General features: G+C 70.9%; 18 protein-coding genes. 8 read left to right on the plus strand and 10 right to left on the minus strand.

Features of this window, described 5'->3' with window-relative positions:
- Positions 1 to 73 precede the first annotated feature (73 nt).
- Together CHC05_RS07955 and CHC05_RS07960 are read left to right on the plus strand one after the other, a co-directional pair.
- Positions 74 to 1,420: a carbohydrate-binding domain-containing protein gene (locus CHC05_RS07955; protein ID WP_089246338.1), complete on the plus strand. Its 1,347-nt coding sequence runs from the start codon at positions 74 to 76 to the stop codon at positions 1,418 to 1,420.
- An 86-nt stretch (positions 1,421 to 1,506) separates the two neighbouring features.
- Positions 1,507 to 2,643 carry an AI-2E family transporter gene (locus CHC05_RS07960; protein WP_089246340.1) on the plus strand — a complete coding sequence of 379 codons (1,137 nt, stop codon included), beginning with the start codon at positions 1,507 to 1,509 and terminating at the stop codon, positions 2,641 to 2,643.
- A 123-nt stretch (positions 2,644 to 2,766) separates the two neighbouring features.
- Here CHC05_RS07960 and urtE read toward each other — a convergent pair whose 3' ends face one another.
- Genes urtE through urtA form a run of 5 tightly spaced genes read right to left on the minus strand, consistent with a single transcriptional unit; the run spans position 2,767 to position 7,445 of the window.
- Entirely contained in the window at positions 2,767 to 3,462 is a 696-nt protein-coding gene (gene urtE, locus CHC05_RS07965) for an urea ABC transporter ATP-binding subunit UrtE (protein ID WP_245870708.1), read from the minus strand.
- A complete protein-coding gene (gene urtD / locus CHC05_RS07970; RefSeq protein ID WP_089246342.1) occupies positions 3,459 to 4,193 on the minus strand; it encodes an urea ABC transporter ATP-binding protein UrtD in 735 nt (244 codons plus the stop codon). The genes urtE and urtD overlap by 4 nt, the downstream gene beginning before the upstream one ends.
- Complete coding sequence (urtC, locus tag CHC05_RS07975) at positions 4,190 to 5,308, minus strand: urea ABC transporter permease subunit UrtC (RefSeq protein WP_089246344.1); 1,119 nt, start codon at positions 5,306 to 5,308, stop codon at positions 4,190 to 4,192. Before urtC ends, urtD begins: the two co-directional genes overlap by 4 nt.
- Complete coding sequence (gene urtB, locus CHC05_RS07980; protein ID WP_089247436.1) at positions 5,305 to 6,192, minus strand: urea ABC transporter permease subunit UrtB; 888 nt, start codon at positions 6,190 to 6,192, stop codon at positions 5,305 to 5,307. The genes urtC and urtB overlap by 4 nt, the downstream gene beginning before the upstream one ends.
- Entirely contained in the window at positions 6,192 to 7,445 is a 1,254-nt protein-coding gene (gene urtA, locus CHC05_RS07985; RefSeq protein WP_089246346.1) for an urea ABC transporter substrate-binding protein, read from the minus strand. Before urtA ends, urtB begins: the two co-directional genes overlap by 1 nt.
- 190 nt (positions 7,446 to 7,635) lie before the next feature.
- On the opposite strand from urtA, the gene CHC05_RS07990 reads away from it, so the two are divergent.
- From CHC05_RS07990 to CHC05_RS08000, 3 genes are all read left to right on the plus strand, one after another.
- Positions 7,636 to 8,169, plus strand: coding sequence for a GNAT family N-acetyltransferase (locus tag CHC05_RS07990; RefSeq protein WP_245870709.1), 534 nt, complete (start codon positions 7,636 to 7,638; stop codon positions 8,167 to 8,169).
- Positions 8,166 to 8,696 (plus strand): GNAT family N-acetyltransferase, encoded by a 531-nt coding sequence (locus CHC05_RS07995; protein ID WP_089246350.1) that lies wholly within the window; start codon positions 8,166 to 8,168, stop codon positions 8,694 to 8,696. The genes CHC05_RS07990 and CHC05_RS07995 overlap by 4 nt, the downstream gene beginning before the upstream one ends.
- A gap of 163 nt (positions 8,697 to 8,859) precedes the next feature.
- On the plus strand, positions 8,860 to 10,089 hold the full coding sequence (locus CHC05_RS08000; protein WP_089246352.1) for a class I SAM-dependent methyltransferase: 1,230 nt from the start codon (positions 8,860 to 8,862) through the stop codon (positions 10,087 to 10,089).
- 5 nt (positions 10,090 to 10,094) lie between these two features.
- On the opposite strand, the gene CHC05_RS08005 is transcribed toward CHC05_RS08000, so the two are convergent.
- Positions 10,095 to 10,457: a winged helix-turn-helix transcriptional regulator gene (locus CHC05_RS08005; RefSeq protein WP_089246354.1), complete on the minus strand. Its 363-nt coding sequence runs from the start codon at positions 10,455 to 10,457 to the stop codon at positions 10,095 to 10,097.
- Positions 10,458 to 10,561: 104 nt separating this feature from the next.
- On the opposite strand from CHC05_RS08005, the gene CHC05_RS42335 reads away from it, so the two are divergent.
- Both CHC05_RS42335 and CHC05_RS42340 read left to right on the plus strand, forming a co-directional pair.
- Positions 10,562 to 11,041 (plus strand): SDR family oxidoreductase, encoded by a 480-nt coding sequence (locus CHC05_RS42335; RefSeq protein ID WP_245870711.1) that lies wholly within the window; start codon positions 10,562 to 10,564, stop codon positions 11,039 to 11,041.
- Positions 11,042 to 11,055: 14 nt separating this feature from the next.
- Positions 11,056 to 11,325, plus strand: a complete 270-nt coding sequence (locus CHC05_RS42340) for a Rossmann-fold NAD(P)-binding domain-containing protein (RefSeq protein WP_245870712.1) — start codon at positions 11,056 to 11,058, stop codon at positions 11,323 to 11,325.
- Here the strand turns inward: CHC05_RS42340 and CHC05_RS08015 are convergent.
- From CHC05_RS08015 to CHC05_RS08025, 3 genes are read right to left on the minus strand one after another with little or no spacing between them, the layout of a single operon-like run.
- Positions 11,311 to 12,132 (minus strand): ABC transporter permease, encoded by an 822-nt coding sequence (locus CHC05_RS08015; RefSeq protein ID WP_089246356.1) that lies wholly within the window; start codon positions 12,130 to 12,132, stop codon positions 11,311 to 11,313. The genes CHC05_RS42340 and CHC05_RS08015 overlap by 15 nt on opposite strands.
- Positions 12,129 to 13,106, minus strand: coding sequence for an ABC transporter ATP-binding protein (locus tag CHC05_RS08020; RefSeq protein WP_245870713.1), 978 nt, complete (start codon positions 13,104 to 13,106; stop codon positions 12,129 to 12,131). Before CHC05_RS08020 ends, CHC05_RS08015 begins: the two co-directional genes overlap by 4 nt.
- Positions 13,103 to 13,912, minus strand: a complete 810-nt coding sequence (locus CHC05_RS08025; protein WP_089246360.1) for an ABC transporter permease — start codon at positions 13,910 to 13,912, stop codon at positions 13,103 to 13,105. Before CHC05_RS08025 ends, CHC05_RS08020 begins: the two co-directional genes overlap by 4 nt.
- Before the next feature lie 100 nt (positions 13,913 to 14,012).
- Here CHC05_RS08025 and CHC05_RS08030 point away from each other — a divergent pair, with 100 nt between their 5' ends.
- The gene (locus CHC05_RS08030) at positions 14,013 to 14,879 is read left to right on the plus strand and encodes a winged helix-turn-helix transcriptional regulator (protein WP_245870714.1); all 867 of its coding nucleotides are present in this window, start codon (positions 14,013 to 14,015) and stop codon (positions 14,877 to 14,879) included.
- On the opposite strand, the gene CHC05_RS08035 is transcribed toward CHC05_RS08030, so the two are convergent.
- Positions 14,874 to 16,049, minus strand: a complete 1,176-nt coding sequence (locus tag CHC05_RS08035) for an MFS transporter (RefSeq protein WP_089246362.1) — start codon at positions 16,047 to 16,049, stop codon at positions 14,874 to 14,876. The two genes, CHC05_RS08030 and CHC05_RS08035, sit on opposite strands and share 6 nt — an antisense overlap.
- Positions 16,050 to 16,070 lie beyond the last annotated feature (21 nt).

The following is a 16,070-nucleotide window of genomic DNA, read 5'->3' on the forward strand; positions in this document are numbered from 1 at the left end:
CGACGCCTGGCGTCCATTTCGCGTACCTAACATGCGGGTTGTCCATGGACATCCATGCATGGAGGAACCGACAATGCGGGTCAGTAGGACCAGGCTGGCGCTCGCGGTGGTCATCGCCGGCGCCCTGTCGACGGCGGTTGTCGCCCCGGCCGCACACGCGGCCGAACCGTCGCAGTTCACCGTCGTCAACGGCGCGCTGCGCGCCGCGACCGGCACGCCCAAGCCGGCATCCGGCGTGCACGCCTCGCTGTGGGGCAACTCGAGCTACGCGACCACCACGATCACCGGCGGCGGCCGGGTGCAGATCGGCGCGATCGGCGACAACTGCGAGGGCTGGCCGACGGTGGAGCTCATCGTCGACGGCGTCGTGGCGGGCCGGACGACGATCGTCAGCGCCACGCAGTACGGCACGTACCCGGTCGGCCCGACGCTGGCCGCCGGAACGCACAGCGTCAAGATCCAGTTTGTCAACGACTTCAACTCGACGGCCTGTGACCGGAACGTGCACATCGCGTACGCGAAGATGTCCGGCGCCGTCGCGGACACCAAGTTCAGCTTCGCGGTCATGCCGGACACGCAGCAGGAGGTGCTGAACGCGTCCGACACCCGGTTCCTGAACCGGACCAACTGGCTGGTCGGCAACAGGTCCGCGCTCGACCTGCGGTTCGTCACGTCGTCCGGCGACGTGGTCAACTGGGACACGCCCGACCACTCCCAGTACGTGATCGCCCGCAACGCGATGCGCCCGCTGGAGACCGCTCGCATCCCGTACTCGCTCGCGATCGGCAACCACGACACCCAGGCGACCGGCGTCGGCGGCTCGGCCCGCGACCCCGCACACACCCGGGAGCTCGTCCGCGACACCACGGTGTTCAACCAGTACTTCACGGCCGGCCAGTACGGCGCCGTCCGCGGCCAGTTCGAGCCCGGCAAGGTCGACAACTCGTACTCCACCTTCGAGGGCGGCGGCGCCCAGTGGCTGGTGCTGACCCTGGAGCTGTGGCCGCGGGTCGAGGCGGTCAACTGGGCCAAGAGCGTCGTCGCGGCCAACCCGCACAGCAACGTCATCGTGGTCACGCACGACTACATCGACGGCAACGGCAACATCGAGCAGAGCGCGTCGTACGGGGCGACCAGCCCGCAGTACCTCTACGACAACCTGATCAAGCAGTACGCCAACATCCAGTTCGTCTTCTCCGGGCACGTCGGGATCGCCGGCAACCGCGTCGACACCGGCGTTCACGGGAACAAGATCTATTCGTTCCTGCAGACGTTCCACTCGAACACCACCAACCCGGTGCGGCTGGTCGAGATCGACACGGCCTCCGAGTCGCTGCACACCTGGATCTACGGCCCGTACACCAACCAGACCTTCACGGAGTACGACAGGACCATCTCGGGTATCGGCGTCGTGCGCTGAGCCTCGGGTTCCGGTGCGGCGGCCTCGCGGCTGTCGCACCGGTCTTGTAACGTGCCGAGCCTGGATGGGTAGAAGGGGGAGCCACGGTGAGCGTCGACGATCCGGCCCCGGTGGCTGACGAACAGGCGACCAAGGACGAGCCGGTTCCCAAGCCGCGCTCCGCGGAGACCGACGACCTGCCCTTCGGCAAGCCCGGCCGGCCGTTCCGGCGCAGCCCCTTCTCGATCGGCTTCGCGGGCGGGCTGGGCCTGGTCCTGGCATATGCCACGTATCTGGCCGCGCGCAACGCGCTCGGCATCCTCGTGCTCATCTTCATCGCGCTGTTCCTGGCCATCGGGCTCAACCCGGCGGTGGTCCGGCTGCGCCGGATCGGCGTGCCGCGTGGCGGAGCCGTGGCGATCGTCGCGCTCGCCCTCGTGCTCGTGCTGGCCGGTGCGATCGGTGCGCTGGTGCCGCCGCTGGTCACCCAGGTGGGCGATTTCATCACGGCGGCGCCGGGTTACATCGAGGCGCTGCAGCGCAACGACACCATCAACGACCTGGTCGGCCAGTTCGACCTCGTCGACCGGGCCAAGTCGCTGGCCAGCCCGGAGACGCTGAGCCGGGCGCTGGGCGGCGTCTTCGGCGGAGCCAAGCTGCTCTTCGGCACCATCTTCCAGGTGCTCACCGTGCTGGTGCTGACCATCTACTTCATGGCGTCCTTCGACAAGATGAAGAGCGCCGCGTACGGTCTGGTGCCGGCCTCCCGCCGCGAGCGGGTCCGGCTGCTCTCCGACGAGATCCTGGCCAAGGTCGGCGCCTACATCGTGGGCGCCCTGGCGATCGCGGTGCTGGCCGGCATCAGCGCGTTCGTGTTCTCGATGATCGTCGGCTTGGCCTACCCGTTCGCCCTCGCCGTCGTCGTCGCCGTCTGCGACCTGATCCCCCAGATCGGCGCCACCATCGGCGCGGTGATCGTCACCATCGTCGCCTTCGCCGACTCCCTGACGGTCGGCATCGCGGCCGCGGTGTTCTTCATCGTCTACCAGCAGATCGAGAACTACCTGATCTACCCAAAGGTGATGCGCAAGTCGGTCAAGGTCAGCGACGTGGCCGCGATCGTGGCGGCCCTGGTCGGCGTCGGGTTGTTCGGCGTCCTCGGCGCTCTGGTCGCGATCCCGGCGGTGGCCGCCCTCCAACTCATCGTCCGCGAGGTGGTCATGCCCCGCCAGGAGGCGCGGTGACCGGTTCGACCGCGCTCGCTCCCCTGATCCCTTCCCCGGGCGACGAGCCGGGGCCGGCCGCGGTCGGCCTCAGCGCGCCTGCCGGGCAGGCGGGCGTGCGGGTCTGAGGCGCTCCTGACCGCCTCAGACCGCCAAGGCCGCGCGTACGGTCGCCTCCGCCTCCTGGCCGCCGGCGCCCTGGGAGGTGACGCGGCCCGACTCGAGAACGTAGTAGCGGTCGGCGGCCCGCACCGCGAAGCCGATGTGCTGCTCGACCAGCAGGAACGAGATCCCCCTGGCCCGGCTGATCTCGAGGATGGCGCGCTCGATCTCGGCCACCACCGAAGGCTGGATGCCCTCGGTCGGCTCGTCGAGCAGCAGCAGCCGCGGTGCGGTGATCAACGCCCGGGCGATGGCGAGCTGCTGGCGCTGGCCGCCGGACAGCAACCCCGCCCGCCGCGACATCAGCGGACCCAGCGCCGGGAACAGGTCGATCGCTTCGGCCATCGCGTCGGCGCCGGCGCGCCGGGTGTCGGCGACCAACCGCAGGTTCTCCGCCGTGGTCAGGTGCGGGAAGCACTGCTGGCCCTGCGGCACGTAGCCCATGCCCCGGGCCACCCGCTCGTGCGGCGCGAGCCGGGTCACGTCGGCGCCGGCGAAACTCACCGTGCCGGCACGTGGCCGCAGCAGCCCGATCGCCGTACGCAGCAGCGTGCTCTTGCCCGCACCGTTGTGCCCGAGCAGGGCCGAGATCCGCCCGTCCGGCACCTCCAGCGACACTCCATGTAGGACAGCCGTCCGGCCGTACCCGGAGGCGAGGTCCGTCAGGGACAGCATCATGCGACGCCACCGGTGCCCAGGTAGACCTCCTGCACGCGGGGGTCCGCCTGCACCTGCGCCACCGTGCCCTCGCTGAGGACCCGTCCCGCGTGCAGCACCGTGACCGTCCGGGCGAAGCTGCGCATGAAGTCCATGTCGTGCTCGATCACCACGACCGTGCGGGCCGCGCTGATCGCCGCGAGCAGGGCGCCGGTCGCGTCGCGCTCCTCGTGGCTCATCCCCGCCACCGGCTCGTCGAGCAGCAGCAGGTCGACGTTCTGCACCAGCAGCATCCCGATCTCCAACCACTGCTTGTGGCCGTGGGCGAGCGTGCCGGCCAGCGCGTCCTGCCGCCCGGCCAACCCGATCGTCTCCAGCGCTTCCGACACCGCCACCGGCACCGTCCGCCGGCGCCGGGCCATCGTCCACGCCCCGCGTCCGGCGCCCGCGGCGATGTCCAGGTTCTGCAGCACGGTCAGGCCCTCGAAGACCGACGAGGTCTGGAACGTGCGACCCACGCCGAGCCGGGCGATCCGGTGCACCGGCCGGCCGAGCAGCTCGTGGTCGCCGAACCGGACCGAGCCGGTCGCCTTGACCAGGCCCGTGACCGCGTCGACCAGCGTGGTCTTGCCCGCCCCGTTGGGCCCGATCAGGAACCGGATGTCGCCCGGTGCCACCGTGAGGTCCACCCCGTCGACGGCCACGAACCCGTCGAAGCTGACCCGCAACCCGCGGATCTCCAGCCCGGTCATGTGCCGACCTCCTGTCGTGGTGTGCGGCGCAGACGGCGGGCGAGGGCCGGCAGCGACGCCAGCCCGCCCGGCAGGAACGCGACGACCAGCACGAACAACAGCCCTTGCAGGTACGTCCACGCGGCCGGGAACTCCTCGGACAGGCTCGTCCGGGCCCAGGCCACCGCGACCGCGCCGAGCACCGGGCCGAGCAGCACCGCCCGGCCGCCCACCGCGACGCCGACGACGAACTCGATCGACGGCACGACCCCGATCAGGGCCGGGTTGATGATGCCGACCGCCGGCACGAAGAGCGCTCCGGCCAGGCCCGCCATCCCGGCGGCGACCACGTACGCGACGAGCTTGACGGTCGCCGGGTTGTGGCCGAGGAACCGCACCCGCTCCTCGCCGTCGCGCACCGCCACCAGCAGCTCGCCGTATCGGCTGTGCATGAGCTGCCGGGCCAGCGCGAGCAGCAGGAGCAGGCCGCCGGCGACGATGAAGTAGACCATCCGCTGGTTGACCGGGTCGTCCAGGTCGTACCCGAAGAAGCCCTGGAAGTCGGTCAGGCCGTTGGTGCCGCCCGTGGTGCCCTGCTGCCCGATCAGGAAGATCACCAGGGCGGCGGCCAGGGCCTGGCTGAGGATGGCGAAATAGGCGCCGCGCACCCGCCGGCGGAAGACCAGCGAGCCGAGCAGGAACGCCACGAGCATCGGCAGGAGTACGGTCGCCGGCAGCGCGAACCACGGACTGGCAAACGGGCGCCACCACCACGGCAACGCGTCGAGTTGGCCGTAGAGCGCCATGAAATCCGGCAACTCGCCGGGCCCGGCGTCCGCGAGCTTCATGTGCATGGCCATCGCATAGCCGCCGAGACCGAAGAACACGCCCTGGCCCAGGGTGAGCAGCCCGCCCCGGCCCCACGCTAGGCCGATGCCCACCGCGACCATCGCGAGGCAAAGATATTTGGCCAGCAGGCTCAGCCGGAAGTCGGACAGGGCGGACGGTGCGAGGGCGAACAGCAGCAGGGCACCGGACGCGAAGCCGATCGCGGCGCGGGCCGGCCCGCTGACGACGACCCGCCGGCGCGGTGTCGCGGGCGGCGCCGCCGGGTCCCGCGTGACCGTCGCCGTCATGCCAGGCTCCGGGTGCGCAAGGTGAACAGCCCCTGTGGCCGCCACTGGAGGAACCCGACGATCGCCACGAAGACGACCACCTTGGCAACGCTGAGCGTGGTCGTGTACTCCACCAACGACTGCAGCGTGCCCAGCACGAACGCGACGATCACGCCGCCCTTGAGCGTCCCGATGCCGCCCACGACGACGACCAGGAACGCGTCGATGATCAGGTTTGTGCCCATCGTCGGCCCGATCGGACCCAGCAGGGTCAGCGCGACCCCGGCGACGCCGGCCAGGCCGGAGCCGATGAAGAAGGTCAGCCGGTCGACCCGGCCGGTCGGGATGCCGGAGACGGCGGCGAGATCGCGGTTCTGCACCACCGCCCGGATCCGCCGGCCGAGCGGCGTCAGCCGCAGCACCAGCGTCAACCCGACGACCGCGAGGATCGCCAGCGCCAGGATGAACAGCCGGTTGGTCGACAGCGTCAGGTCACCGAACAACGGCACGTTGCCGGTGAGCCAGTCGGGCGCGCGGGTCTGCACGTTCGGCGCGCCGAAGATGTCGCGGGCGAGTTGCTGCAGGATCAGCGACACGCCCCAGGTGACCAGCAGGGTGTCCAGCGGCCGGGCGTAGAGGCGGCGGATCAGCAGGTACTCCAGCAGGGCGCCGAGCGCGCCGGCGACCAGGAAGGCCACCGGCAGCGCCACGAACAACGAGATCCCCGCGCTGGATATCGCGCCCTGCAGGACGTACACCGTGTAGGCGCCGGCCATGATGAACTCGCCGTGTGCCATGTTGATGACGCCCATCTGGCCGAAGGTCAGCGAGAGGCCGAGGGCGATCAACAGCAGCACGGCCCCGATGCTGACCCCGGTGAAGAGCTGGCCGACGAGGACCGTCATCAGGACAGGCCCGTCGCCCACGGGTAGCCCTTGAGGTACGGGTCCGGCTTGAGCGGCCCGCCGGAGTTCCACACCTCGGTGATCAGGCCGCTCGCGTCCACCTTGCCGATCCGCGCGGTCTTGTGGATGTGCTGGGTCGCGCCGTCGACGGTGACCAGTCCCTCGGGGGCCTCGTACGTGACGCCGTCGGCCGCGGCCTTGACCTTCTCCACGTCGAAGGACCCGGCCTTCTCGACCATCGCCTTCCACAGGTGGACCGAGACGTACGCCGCCTCCATCGGGTCGCTGGTCGGCTTGTCCGCGCCGTACTTCGCCTTGTACGCGGCGACGAACTTCTCGTTGGCCGCACCCGGCGTGGTCTGGTAGTAGTTCCAGGCGGTCAACTGGTCGGCCAGGTACTGCGTGCCGATGCTCTTGACCTCTTCCTCCGCGATCGACACCGACACCACCGGTGTGCTCGCGGCGGTCAACCCGGCCGACTTGTACTCCTTGAAGAACGCGACGTTGCTGTCGCCGTTGAGGGTGTTGAACACGGCCGCGGCCTTGGCCGCCTTGACCTTGTTGACGATCGTGCCGAACTCGGTCGACCCGAGCGGCGCGTAGTCCTCACCGAGGACGGTCATCCCGTTCGCCTGGGCGTACGCCTTGATGATCTTGTTGGCGGTGCGCGGGAACACGTAGTCACTGCCGACCAGGTAGACGCTCGTCTTCCCCTGCGACTTGAGGTAGTCCAGTCCGGGCACGATCTGCTGGTTGGTGGTCGCGCCGGTGTAGAAGATGTACGGCGACTGCTCCAGCCCCTCGTACTGGACCGGGTAGAAGAGCAGCGACTTGTTCGCCTCGAAGACGGGCTTGACGGCCTTGCGGCTGGCGGAGGTCCAGCAACCGAAGACGGCGGCGACGCCGTTCTCCTTGATGAGCTTCTCGGCCTTCTCCGCGAAGGTCGGCCAGTCCGACGCTCCGTCCTCACCGATGGGCTCGATCTTCTTGCCGAGTACGCCACCGGCCGCGTTGATCTCCTCGACGGCGAGCAGGATCGCGTCGCGGACGGTCACCTCGCTGATGGCCATGGTGCCGGACAACGAGTTGAGCAGGCCCACCTTGACCGTGTCGCCCGAGGTGTCCACGCTGGCACCGGCGGCGGCCGTGTTCTGTCCGGTCTTGCTGCCGCAACCGGCCAGGGCCAGGGTCGCGGTGAGGAGAACTGCTAATGCGCCGGCGGTACGGCGGCGGCGCGCATGACCAGCGAGCATCGATCCTCCATACGGGGTCAACGGGAGTCATATCGTCTTTGTCGGCCGTTGCCTGCCCATTTCGGCGACGTTGACCGACCGTTGCCGTTCGAGCGACGGTCGGTAACCAATGGACGCTCCACAAGCGACCTCTTGTCCCTGCCGCCGAGCGTGTGGTTAGGTGAGGCTAACCAAAGCTGAGGAGCTCTCTTTGACGTCTGTCACCGTGACGGACAGCGTGGACATCGCCGAGCTGTCCCGGGTCTATCGCGAGGTGCACGCGGCCGACCTGCACCTCAAAGACCACAGCGACCCGACGGTCGAGCAACGACTGACCTGGACGGCCGAGGCACCCGGCTTCGCGGCCACGGTCGCCTACGTGGACGACAAGCTCGCGGGCACGGTCATGGGCTGCCCGCTGCCCCCCGAAACCTTGTGGTGGCGCGACCTGGCGTCCTCGGAGCCGGCCCTGACCCGGGAATGGCCGGGCCGCACGTTCGCGATCTGCGAGGCGTTCGTGCTGCCCGAGCACCGCAGTCAGCGGCTCGGGGTGCCGCTGATCCTCGAGTTGCTGTCGAGCCGCCCGGAGGAGCGGGTCACGATGGCGGTGGCCGAGACCAACACCCGGGTCTGGCGGGCGTTGCAGGCGGTGGGCTTCACCCACGTCGGCGACCTCGTGCCGTTCCCGGGCTGGCGTCCACATCGGATGCTGGTGTGCCCGCTGCCACTGAGCAGCCGTCGATGACGGTCTACGAAGAGGAGCTCCCTGGGCTGGGCCGGTTCCGGCTGGACCGCCTGGACCCTGTCGCGGACCTGGATCTGGTCTACAAGTGGGTCACGGAACCGCGAGCGGTCTTCTGGGGAATGACCGAGCACTCCCCCGAGCTGGTCCAGGAGATCTACGAGTTCGTCGACGGCCTGCCGACGCACCACGCCTACCTGATGCGGCTGGACGGAAGGCCGGTGGGGATCTTCCAGACGTACGAGCCCGCCGCGGACCCGATCGGCGAGTACTACGAGGTCCGCGAGGGCGACTTCGGCATCCACCTGTTCGTCGCCCCCGCGGACCCACCGGTCCCGGGCTTCACCGGGGCGATCGCCGGCGCGTTGTTCCGCTACGTCTTCGCCGACCCGACCCACCACCGCATCGTGATCGAGCCGGACGTTGACAACGGCCACGCGCTGCGGCGCTGGCGCCGGTTGGGCTTCGTCTTCGGCGATCGGGTTAACACGCCGGGAAAGACCGCCCAACTCGCGTTCCTCGACCGCTGAGGGTCACCGGGTCGCAGCACCGCGCCGAAAGGACCGATCAACTGTCGGACTTCTTACTTCACCCCCCATGGGAATGCGCTAGCTAGCTAGCGTTTCGCCGGGCGTGGGCGGGGGCCGACCGACCGCGCTGACCGGTGTTTGCTCGAAATCGGGGTATCCGCGCATGACAACTGCGGTCTGTCGCCTTTGTGCGGCGGAGTTGACCGAAACATTCGTCGACCTGGGCATGTCCCCGCTGTGCGACACCTACCTGCCGGCGGATCGCCTCGACAGCGCGGAGACCTTCTACCCGTTGCACGTGCGGCTCTGCTCGAGCTGCCTGCTGGTGCAGTTGCCCGAGTACGTGCCCGGCGCGGACATCGTCTCCGACTACGCCTACTTCTCCTCGTTCTCGGACTCGTGGGTGGCGCACGCCAAGCGCTACGCCGACACGATGACCGAGCAGCTCGGCCTCGGCCCCGAGAGCTTGGTGACGGAGGTCGCCAGCAACGACGGTTACCTGCTGCGGCGCTTCGTCGCGCGCGGCGTGCCGGTGCTGGGCGTCGAACCGGCCGCCACCATCGCGGAAGCCGCGCGGGGCAACGGAATCCGCACCGAGACCGCGTTCCTGGACGCCGAGACCGGCGCCGCGCTGGCCACCGAGCACGGCCGGGCCGACCTGGTCGTCGGCAACAACGTCTACGCGAACGTGCCCGACCTGGTCGGCTTCACCGCCGGGCTGGCCGCGCTGGTCAAGCCCGAGGGCCTGGTGACGCTGGAGTTCCCGCACCTGCTGCGGCTGATCGAGCGGCGCCAGTACGACACGATCTACCACGAGCACTACCAGTACCTCTCGCTGCTGACGGCTGAGCGGGCCCTGGCCACCGCCGGCCTCGTCGTGGTCGACGTCGAGGAGCTCTCGACGCACGGCGGTTCGCTGCGGGTGCACGCCCGCCACGGCGCGGCGGCCGGCGAGGCGTCCAGCAACGTCAAGTCGGTGCTCGAGGCCGAGGCCGAGGCGGGGTTGCACACCGTCGAGGGACACCAGGGCTTCGCCGACGCGGTCTTCCACATCAAGCGCGACCTGCTCGACTTCCTGCTCGGAGCGCGGGCCGCGGGCAAGCGGGTGGTCGCCTACGGCGCGCCGGGCAAGGGCAACACCCTGCTGAACCACTGCGGGATCCGGACGGACCTGCTCGACTACACGGTCGACCGCAGCCCGCACAAGCAGGGCCGGTTCCTGCCGGGCACGCACATCCCGATCCACGCGCCGGAACGGATCGCCCAGGACCGCCCCGACTACGTCCTGGTGCTCCCGTGGAACCTGCGAACCGAGCTCTCGGCCCAACTCGCGTACGTGCGGGAATGGGGCGGCCGGCTGGTCTTCGCGATCCCGGACCTCGAGATCCTGTAACGCTCTCAGCGCGTGCCGTCGTAGGCCGCCCGGGCCTCGTCCACGGTGTCGAGGTGCGTGGTGGCCCAGTCGGCGAGGTGGGCGAACAGCGGCGCCAGGGTCCGGCCCAGGTCGCTGATCTCGTACTCGACCCGGGGCGGGATCTCCGCGTGGTACGTGCGGATCACCAACCCGTCGCGTTCCAGCTGGCGGAGTCGTTGGGTCAGCACCTTCGGCGTGATCGTGGTGATGCGCCGCTCCAGCTCCACGAAGCGCTGCCGGCCGTGGTAGTTGAGCGTCCACAGGATCGGCGTCGTCCAGCGGCTGAACACGATGTCGACCACCGGCGAGATGGGGCAGGCCTGTTCCGGCGCGGCGCTGGGCTGCATGCGATAGCCACTTTCCTCTAGGTACCTACTATCAACGCGATGTTAGCGTCGCTCCGCCGCCGCGCACCAGGCGCGGATGACGGCAGGACATCGGGGAGCTTTCGATGATCGTGGTGACCGGGGCGACGGGTAACGTCGGCCGTCCGCTGGTGCGGGCCCTGACCGAAGCGGGCGAGCGGGTGACGGCGGTGTCCCGGACGACACTGCCGCCCGCCGACCTGTTCCAGCCCGAGACGCTCAAGCCGGCGGTGGACGGGGCCGCCGCACTCTTCCTGTTGGTGCCGGGTGTCGGCGCGGGGCTCGACATCGACGCGCTCCTCGCGGTCGCGAAGGCCGGCGGCGTCGAGCGGGTGGTGCTGCTCTCCTCGCAGGCGGTCGGCACGCGACCCGGATCAGCCGCGTACGCGCCGCTGCGGGTCATCGAGGACGCCGTCGCCGGATCGGGTCTCAAGTGGACGGTGTTGCGCGCCGCCGGGTTGGCCTCCAACGCGTTCGGCTGGGCCGCGTCGGTCCGGGCGGAGCGCACCGTGGCCGCACCGTTCGGTGACGTCGGGTTGCCGGTGCCGGCCGGACCTACGAGCTGACCGGACCGGCCACGGTGACACCCCGCGCGCAGGCGGCGGCCATCGGCGCCGCGCTCGGCGAGCCGGTCCGGTTCGTGGAACTGTCCCGGGACGCGGCACGCGAGCGGATGCTCGGCTTCATGCCCGCGCCGGTGGTCGAGGGCACGCTGGCCGTGCTCGGCACGCCGACCGACGCCGAGCGGCGGGTCAGCCCGCACGTGGCGGAGATCCTGGGCCGCTCGCCCGGCGGATTCGGTGACTGGGCGCGGCGCAACGTCGCGGCGTTCCGGTCAGAACAGCTGTAGCGAGCCGGTGCGTTGGGCGTGCCGCTCCCCCACCCGCAGGAGCAGGGCCGTCGCGCCCAGCAGCACCGCCGAGAGGACGGCGAGGAACGTCAGGTGGCCGGCCAGGTCGCCGACGTCCTTGCCGTCGAGCAGGGCGCCGCGGAGCACGACCAGGCTCGTGGTCAGCGGGAAGACCAAGCCGATCGCCTTGATCCAGACCGGGAGGGCGAACAGCGGCAGGCGTACGCCGGCGATGAACCACAGTGGATCGTCGAGCAGCGTGTAGAGGAAGGCCGAGTCGCGGCTGAACATCAGCAGGCTGTTGAGGAACGCGCCCCAGGCGACGGCGGGCACCAGCAGGGCCAGCGCGGCCACCGCGAGCATGCCCGGGTGGGCCAGGTGCAGCGTGCCGGTGGCAACGGCGGCCGCGAGCCCGAAGCACCCGAACAGCCACGCGTTCTGCACGAGCGCGCTGGAACCGTTGGCCAGCACCAGCGCCATCCGGCTGGCCGGCGTCAGGAACATCGCCTCCAGCGTGCCGCTGATCCGTTCCCACGAGAAGTGCCAGGCGGACTGCACGAGCGAGAAGAAGAAGGTGTACGCGAGCGCGCCGGCGGCCAGGAACGCCAGCAGCCGCCCGGGTTGCGCGACCAGCGGCCACCGCTCCGCCGCGCCCGGCGCCTCGGTCACCGGCAGCACCGTGTAGTAGGTCGTCGCCAGCGTCAGCACCGGCCACAGCAGCATCGAGAACACGACCAGCTTGCTGCCGAAGATCCGGCGGTGCTGCTTGAGGCCCTCGGCGGCGAACACCCGCAGGGCGGCCCTCATCGCGCTGCCACCGAGGTCGGTGTGCCGGCCATCGCCAGGATCGCGTCCTCCAGCGTCGGCGGGTTGACCTCCAGCCGGACGATCGCGCCTCCGGCCCGGACCACCGCGGTGGCCAGCTCGCCGGCCAGGTCCTCGGGGCTGCGCAGCAGGAAGGTCGGCCGTTCCTCCGTGTCGACGCCGACCTCGAACTCGGCGCCGAGCGCCGCGACGGCCGCGCTGACCGCCGGCGCGTGCTCGGCCAGGGTCAGCTCCACCGTGTGCGGCAGGCGGGTGCCGGCGGTCAGCGCGGTCGGGCTGCCCTCGGCGACCAGCCGGCCGTGGTCGACCACGTAGACGTGCCCGCACAGCTGCTCGACCTCGGCCAGGTAGTGCGAGGTGAGCAGCACGCCGACGCCGTCGCGGGCCAGGTTCGCGACCACCGCGCGCAGGTCCCGCGCGATCGGCGCGTCCAGGCCCAGGGTCGGCTCGTCGAGCAGCAGGTACGCGGGGGCGTTGATCAGGCCGCGGGCGATGCTCAGCCGCTGCCGCATGCCGCGCGAGTACCGCTCGACGAGCGTGCCGGCCGCGTCCGTCAGCCCGACCAGCTCCAGCAGCTCGTCGATCCTGGTGCCCAGCACGGCGCGGGGCACGTCGTAGAGCTGGCCGAAGTACCAGAGGTTCTCGCGGCCGGTCAGCCGCGCGTACACCATGCGCTCGCCACCGGCGATCAGGTTGATCCGGCGCCGGATCTCGCGGGCGTGGTCGACGACGTCCAGACCGTCCACGGTGACCGATCCGGAGGTGGGGCGCAGCAGGGTCGCGAGCACCTTGATGGTGGTGGTCTTGCCCGCGCCGTTGAGCCCGAGCAGGCCGGTCACCGCGCCGGGCGGGATCGACAGCGAAAGCCCGTCGACCGCGTCGGTCGCGGGGCCGGCCGGCCGGAACAGCTTGCGCTGCGCGGGAAAGCTCTTCCGCAGCTCGTGCGTCACGATCACGCTGATCCTCCACGTTGGATTGCGATGCGTTCGGCGGGCCCGAGCAGGCGGAGCCCGACGGCGAGGTAGGCGAGGCCCAGGGCCAGGCAGAGCAACAGGTCCGGCGCGGCGACCGACAGCGGCGCGTGGTCGAGGGTCGCCGCGCGCAGGGCCCGCAGCGCGGAGGTGACCGGCAGGGCCTCACCGAGCCAGCGGAGCGGGTCGGGCAGGTACGCGGGCGGGAACGTGAAGCCGCACAGCAGGCCCATGGCGACGAACAGCGTGTTCTGCGTGATGTGCGCCTCGCCGACACTGATCATGATGGCGCTCAGCGGCACGGAGATCCCGAAGACCGCGACGGAGGCCGCCACGAACGCGGCGAGCAGGGTGACCGGGTCGGGCGCCGGCAGGCGTACCCCGATCATGATCGCGAAGGCCAGCATCACGACGACCTCGACCACCGTCGTGGTGAGGGCTTGCAGACCCACGCCGACCAGGTACGGGAGCCGCCGGGCGGGGGCCAGCACCTGGCTCTCCAGGGTGCCCTCGCGCTGTTCCGTGATCTGCGCCTTGGCCACCCAGAGCACCATCCGGACGGTGAACATCGAGGCGGCGGCACCGACGGTGACGTAGCCGAGGTAGTCGGCCGTGCCGGCGGCGGCCGCGAAACCGCCGCCGGCCCGGCCACCCCCGATCGCGTGGAAGGCGAGATAGGCGAGGCCGACCGTGAGGATCCCGGTGGCCAGCGTGCCGACGAAGTAGGTCCATTGGTACGCCCGCATGGTGACCAGCCAGTTACGCCGCAGCGTCGGCAGGGCGGTGGCCAAGGTTCCTCCTAAGTTTTAATGTGGAACTTAGTCAGTTTCACTTGGGAACTTAGTGGCTGGCGCTCAAGATGTACAGGTCTGGTGTGCGAGGGAGGCTGCGGTGACCGCTCGGGTACGTGCCGTCGACGAGGCGTGCGGCATCGCGCAGGCCGCCTCGATCATGGGCGACTGGTGGAACCTGCTGGTGCTGCGCGAGGTAGCGCGGGGCCACCACCGCTTCGACGAGCTCGTCGCGGAGCTGGCGGTGTCCCGCCGCGTGCTGACCGAGCGGCTGGGCCACCTGGTCGAGCACGGAGTGCTGTCCCGGCTGCCCTACCAGGACCGCCCGGCCCGTTACGAGTACCGGCTCACCGCACGCGGCGAGGCGTTCCTGCCCGTGCTGGTCGGCATGCAGGACTGGGCCGACCGCTGGCTGCTCGGTGACGGCACGCTGACCGCGACCGCGCCGCCGGCGGGTGCCGAGCACGACCGGGTCCGTTCGTTGCTGGGCACCCGGGTGCCGCCGCTGTCGCTGCCGTCGTCGACCGGAGCGGAGCGCGACGTGCTCGACCCGGCCCCGACCGTGCTGTTCGCGTATCCCGCGACCGGCAGCCCGAACCCCCTGCCGGCGGGCTGGGACACAATCGCCGGCACCATCGGCTGCACCCTGGAGAACCGGCTGTTCCGTGACCGGCTGCCGGCCTTCCGGGCGGCGGGCGTCGCCGTGCACGGCGTGAGCACCCAGCGTCCCGAGGAGCAGGCCACGTTCGCGGCCGAGGAAGGGATCCCGTTCCCCTTGCTGTCCGATGTGGACCTGGCTTTGACGGCGGCGCTGCGGTTGCCGACGGTGCGGATCGCCCAGCAGCAGCGCCTCAAGCGGCTGGTGCTGGTCGCCGACCGCGACCGGGTGGTCCGCCACACGATCTTCCCGGTAACGGACATCCCGGCCGCGGTCGACGAAGTGCTCGCGGTTGGCCGCGAGCTATGAGCGGGCGAACAGCACGGTAGAGACCAGGGCGAACCCGGCGGCGCCGGCGAACACCGCGCCCGGCGCGGCGTGATGCAGTGACCAGGCGAACGCCGCGCCGGCCAGCAGCGGCACCGTGGTTTCGGCGACGGCGGCGACGCCGGTCAGGGCGCCGTTGACCGTGCCCCGCTCGTCGGCCCCGGTCACCCGGGAGAGCCAGGACTGGCCGGCGGCCGCACCGACGGCGCCGAGCACGCCGACGGCCTGGAGCAGGTAGATCGTGGCCGGGCTGGACGCGAATGCGGTGCCGCCCAACGCCACCACGCCGCACAGGCTGCCCACGACGGCCGCCCGCCGGTCGCCGAGGCGGCCGACGATCCGGCCGACCGCCCGCGCCTGGAAGACGGCGCCGGCGACGGCGCCCGCCGACATCGTGACGCCGACCTGGACCGTGTTCCAGGCGAACTGGTGGACGACGAAGAACGTCCAGATCGCCTGGTGCGTCATCCGGGCGACGTCGGCGCAGAACCGGGCGAGCATCAGCCGGCCGAGCACGGGCCGGCGCGCGACAGCCGCGATCGCCGCGAACGGGCTGGCCGCACGCAGGCTCAGCGGCGTGGTCCGGTCGCCGGGCCGGGACTCCGGCAGGACCCACCAGCCGTACGCGACGTTGGCGAAGGCCAGGCCCGCCGCTGCCCAGAACGGCAGCCGCGGGTCGACGGCGCCGAGCAGACCGCCGATCACGGGCCCGGCGACGAAGCCGAGCCCGAACGCGGACCCGACCAGCGCGAAGGCGTGGGCGCGCCGGTCCGGCGGGGTGACGTCGGCGACGTACGCGTTGACGACCGTCGCGGTGCCACCGCAGGCGCCGGCGAGCGCGTGGCAGACCAGCAACAGCCCGACCGTCGGGGTGAGCGCGTGCCCGACCCAGTCGAGCCCGAGGCAGGCCAGGGCGACGAGCAGCACAGGACGGCGGCCGTACCGGTCGGCGAGCCGACCGAGCAGCGGCGCTGTCACGAACTGCGCGAGGCCGAACATCGACCCGAGTAGCCCGGACCAGGCGACGGCGTCGGCCGACCGCCCCGTGAGGTCCAGCATCAGGGCGGGCACGATCGGCACGACGATGCCCAGACCGAGCATGTCGACGAAGACGGTGACGAGCAGGAACGAGAGGGCAGGCGCCCGACGCATGAGGTACTCCCGGGTGGCGGA

The sequence above is a fragment of the Asanoa hainanensis genome (assembly GCF_900188485.1).
In the GTDB taxonomy this organism is placed as follows: Bacteria; Actinomycetota; Actinomycetes; order Mycobacteriales; family Micromonosporaceae; genus Asanoa; species Asanoa hainanensis.

Bases quoted from the DNA above. Each gene is read 5' to 3' on its own strand.
- urtB (WP_089247436.1), bottom strand. From the start codon at position 6,192: ATGACGGTCCTCGTCGGCCAGCTCTTCACCGGGGTCAGCATCGGGGCC.
- CHC05_RS07995 (WP_089246350.1), top strand. From the start codon at position 8,166: ATGACGGTCTACGAAGAGGAGCTCCCTGGGCTGGGCCGGTTCCGGCTG.
- CHC05_RS08000 (WP_089246352.1), top strand. From the start codon at position 8,860: ATGACAACTGCGGTCTGTCGCCTTTGTGCGGCGGAGTTGACCGAAACA.
- urtA (WP_089246346.1), bottom strand. From the start codon at position 7,445: ATGCTCGCTGGTCATGCGCGCCGCCGCCGTACCGCCGGCGCATTAGCA.
- CHC05_RS07955 (WP_089246338.1), top strand. From the start codon at position 74: ATGCGGGTCAGTAGGACCAGGCTGGCGCTCGCGGTGGTCATCGCCGGC.
- CHC05_RS08005 (WP_089246354.1), bottom strand. From the start codon at position 10,457: ATGCAGCCCAGCGCCGCGCCGGAACAGGCCTGCCCCATCTCGCCGGTG.
- urtE (WP_245870708.1), bottom strand. From the start codon at position 3,462: ATGATGCTGTCCCTGACGGACCTCGCCTCCGGGTACGGCCGGACGGCT.
- CHC05_RS42335 (WP_245870711.1), top strand. From the start codon at position 10,562: ATGATCGTGGTGACCGGGGCGACGGGTAACGTCGGCCGTCCGCTGGTG.
- urtD (WP_089246342.1), bottom strand. From the start codon at position 4,193: ATGACCGGGCTGGAGATCCGCGGGTTGCGGGTCAGCTTCGACGGGTTC.
- urtC (WP_089246344.1), bottom strand. From the start codon at position 5,308: ATGACGGCGACGGTCACGCGGGACCCGGCGGCGCCGCCCGCGACACCG.
- CHC05_RS08015 (WP_089246356.1), bottom strand. From the start codon at position 12,132: ATGAGGGCCGCCCTGCGGGTGTTCGCCGCCGAGGGCCTCAAGCAGCAC.
- CHC05_RS08035 (WP_089246362.1), bottom strand. From the start codon at position 16,049: ATGCGTCGGGCGCCTGCCCTCTCGTTCCTGCTCGTCACCGTCTTCGTC.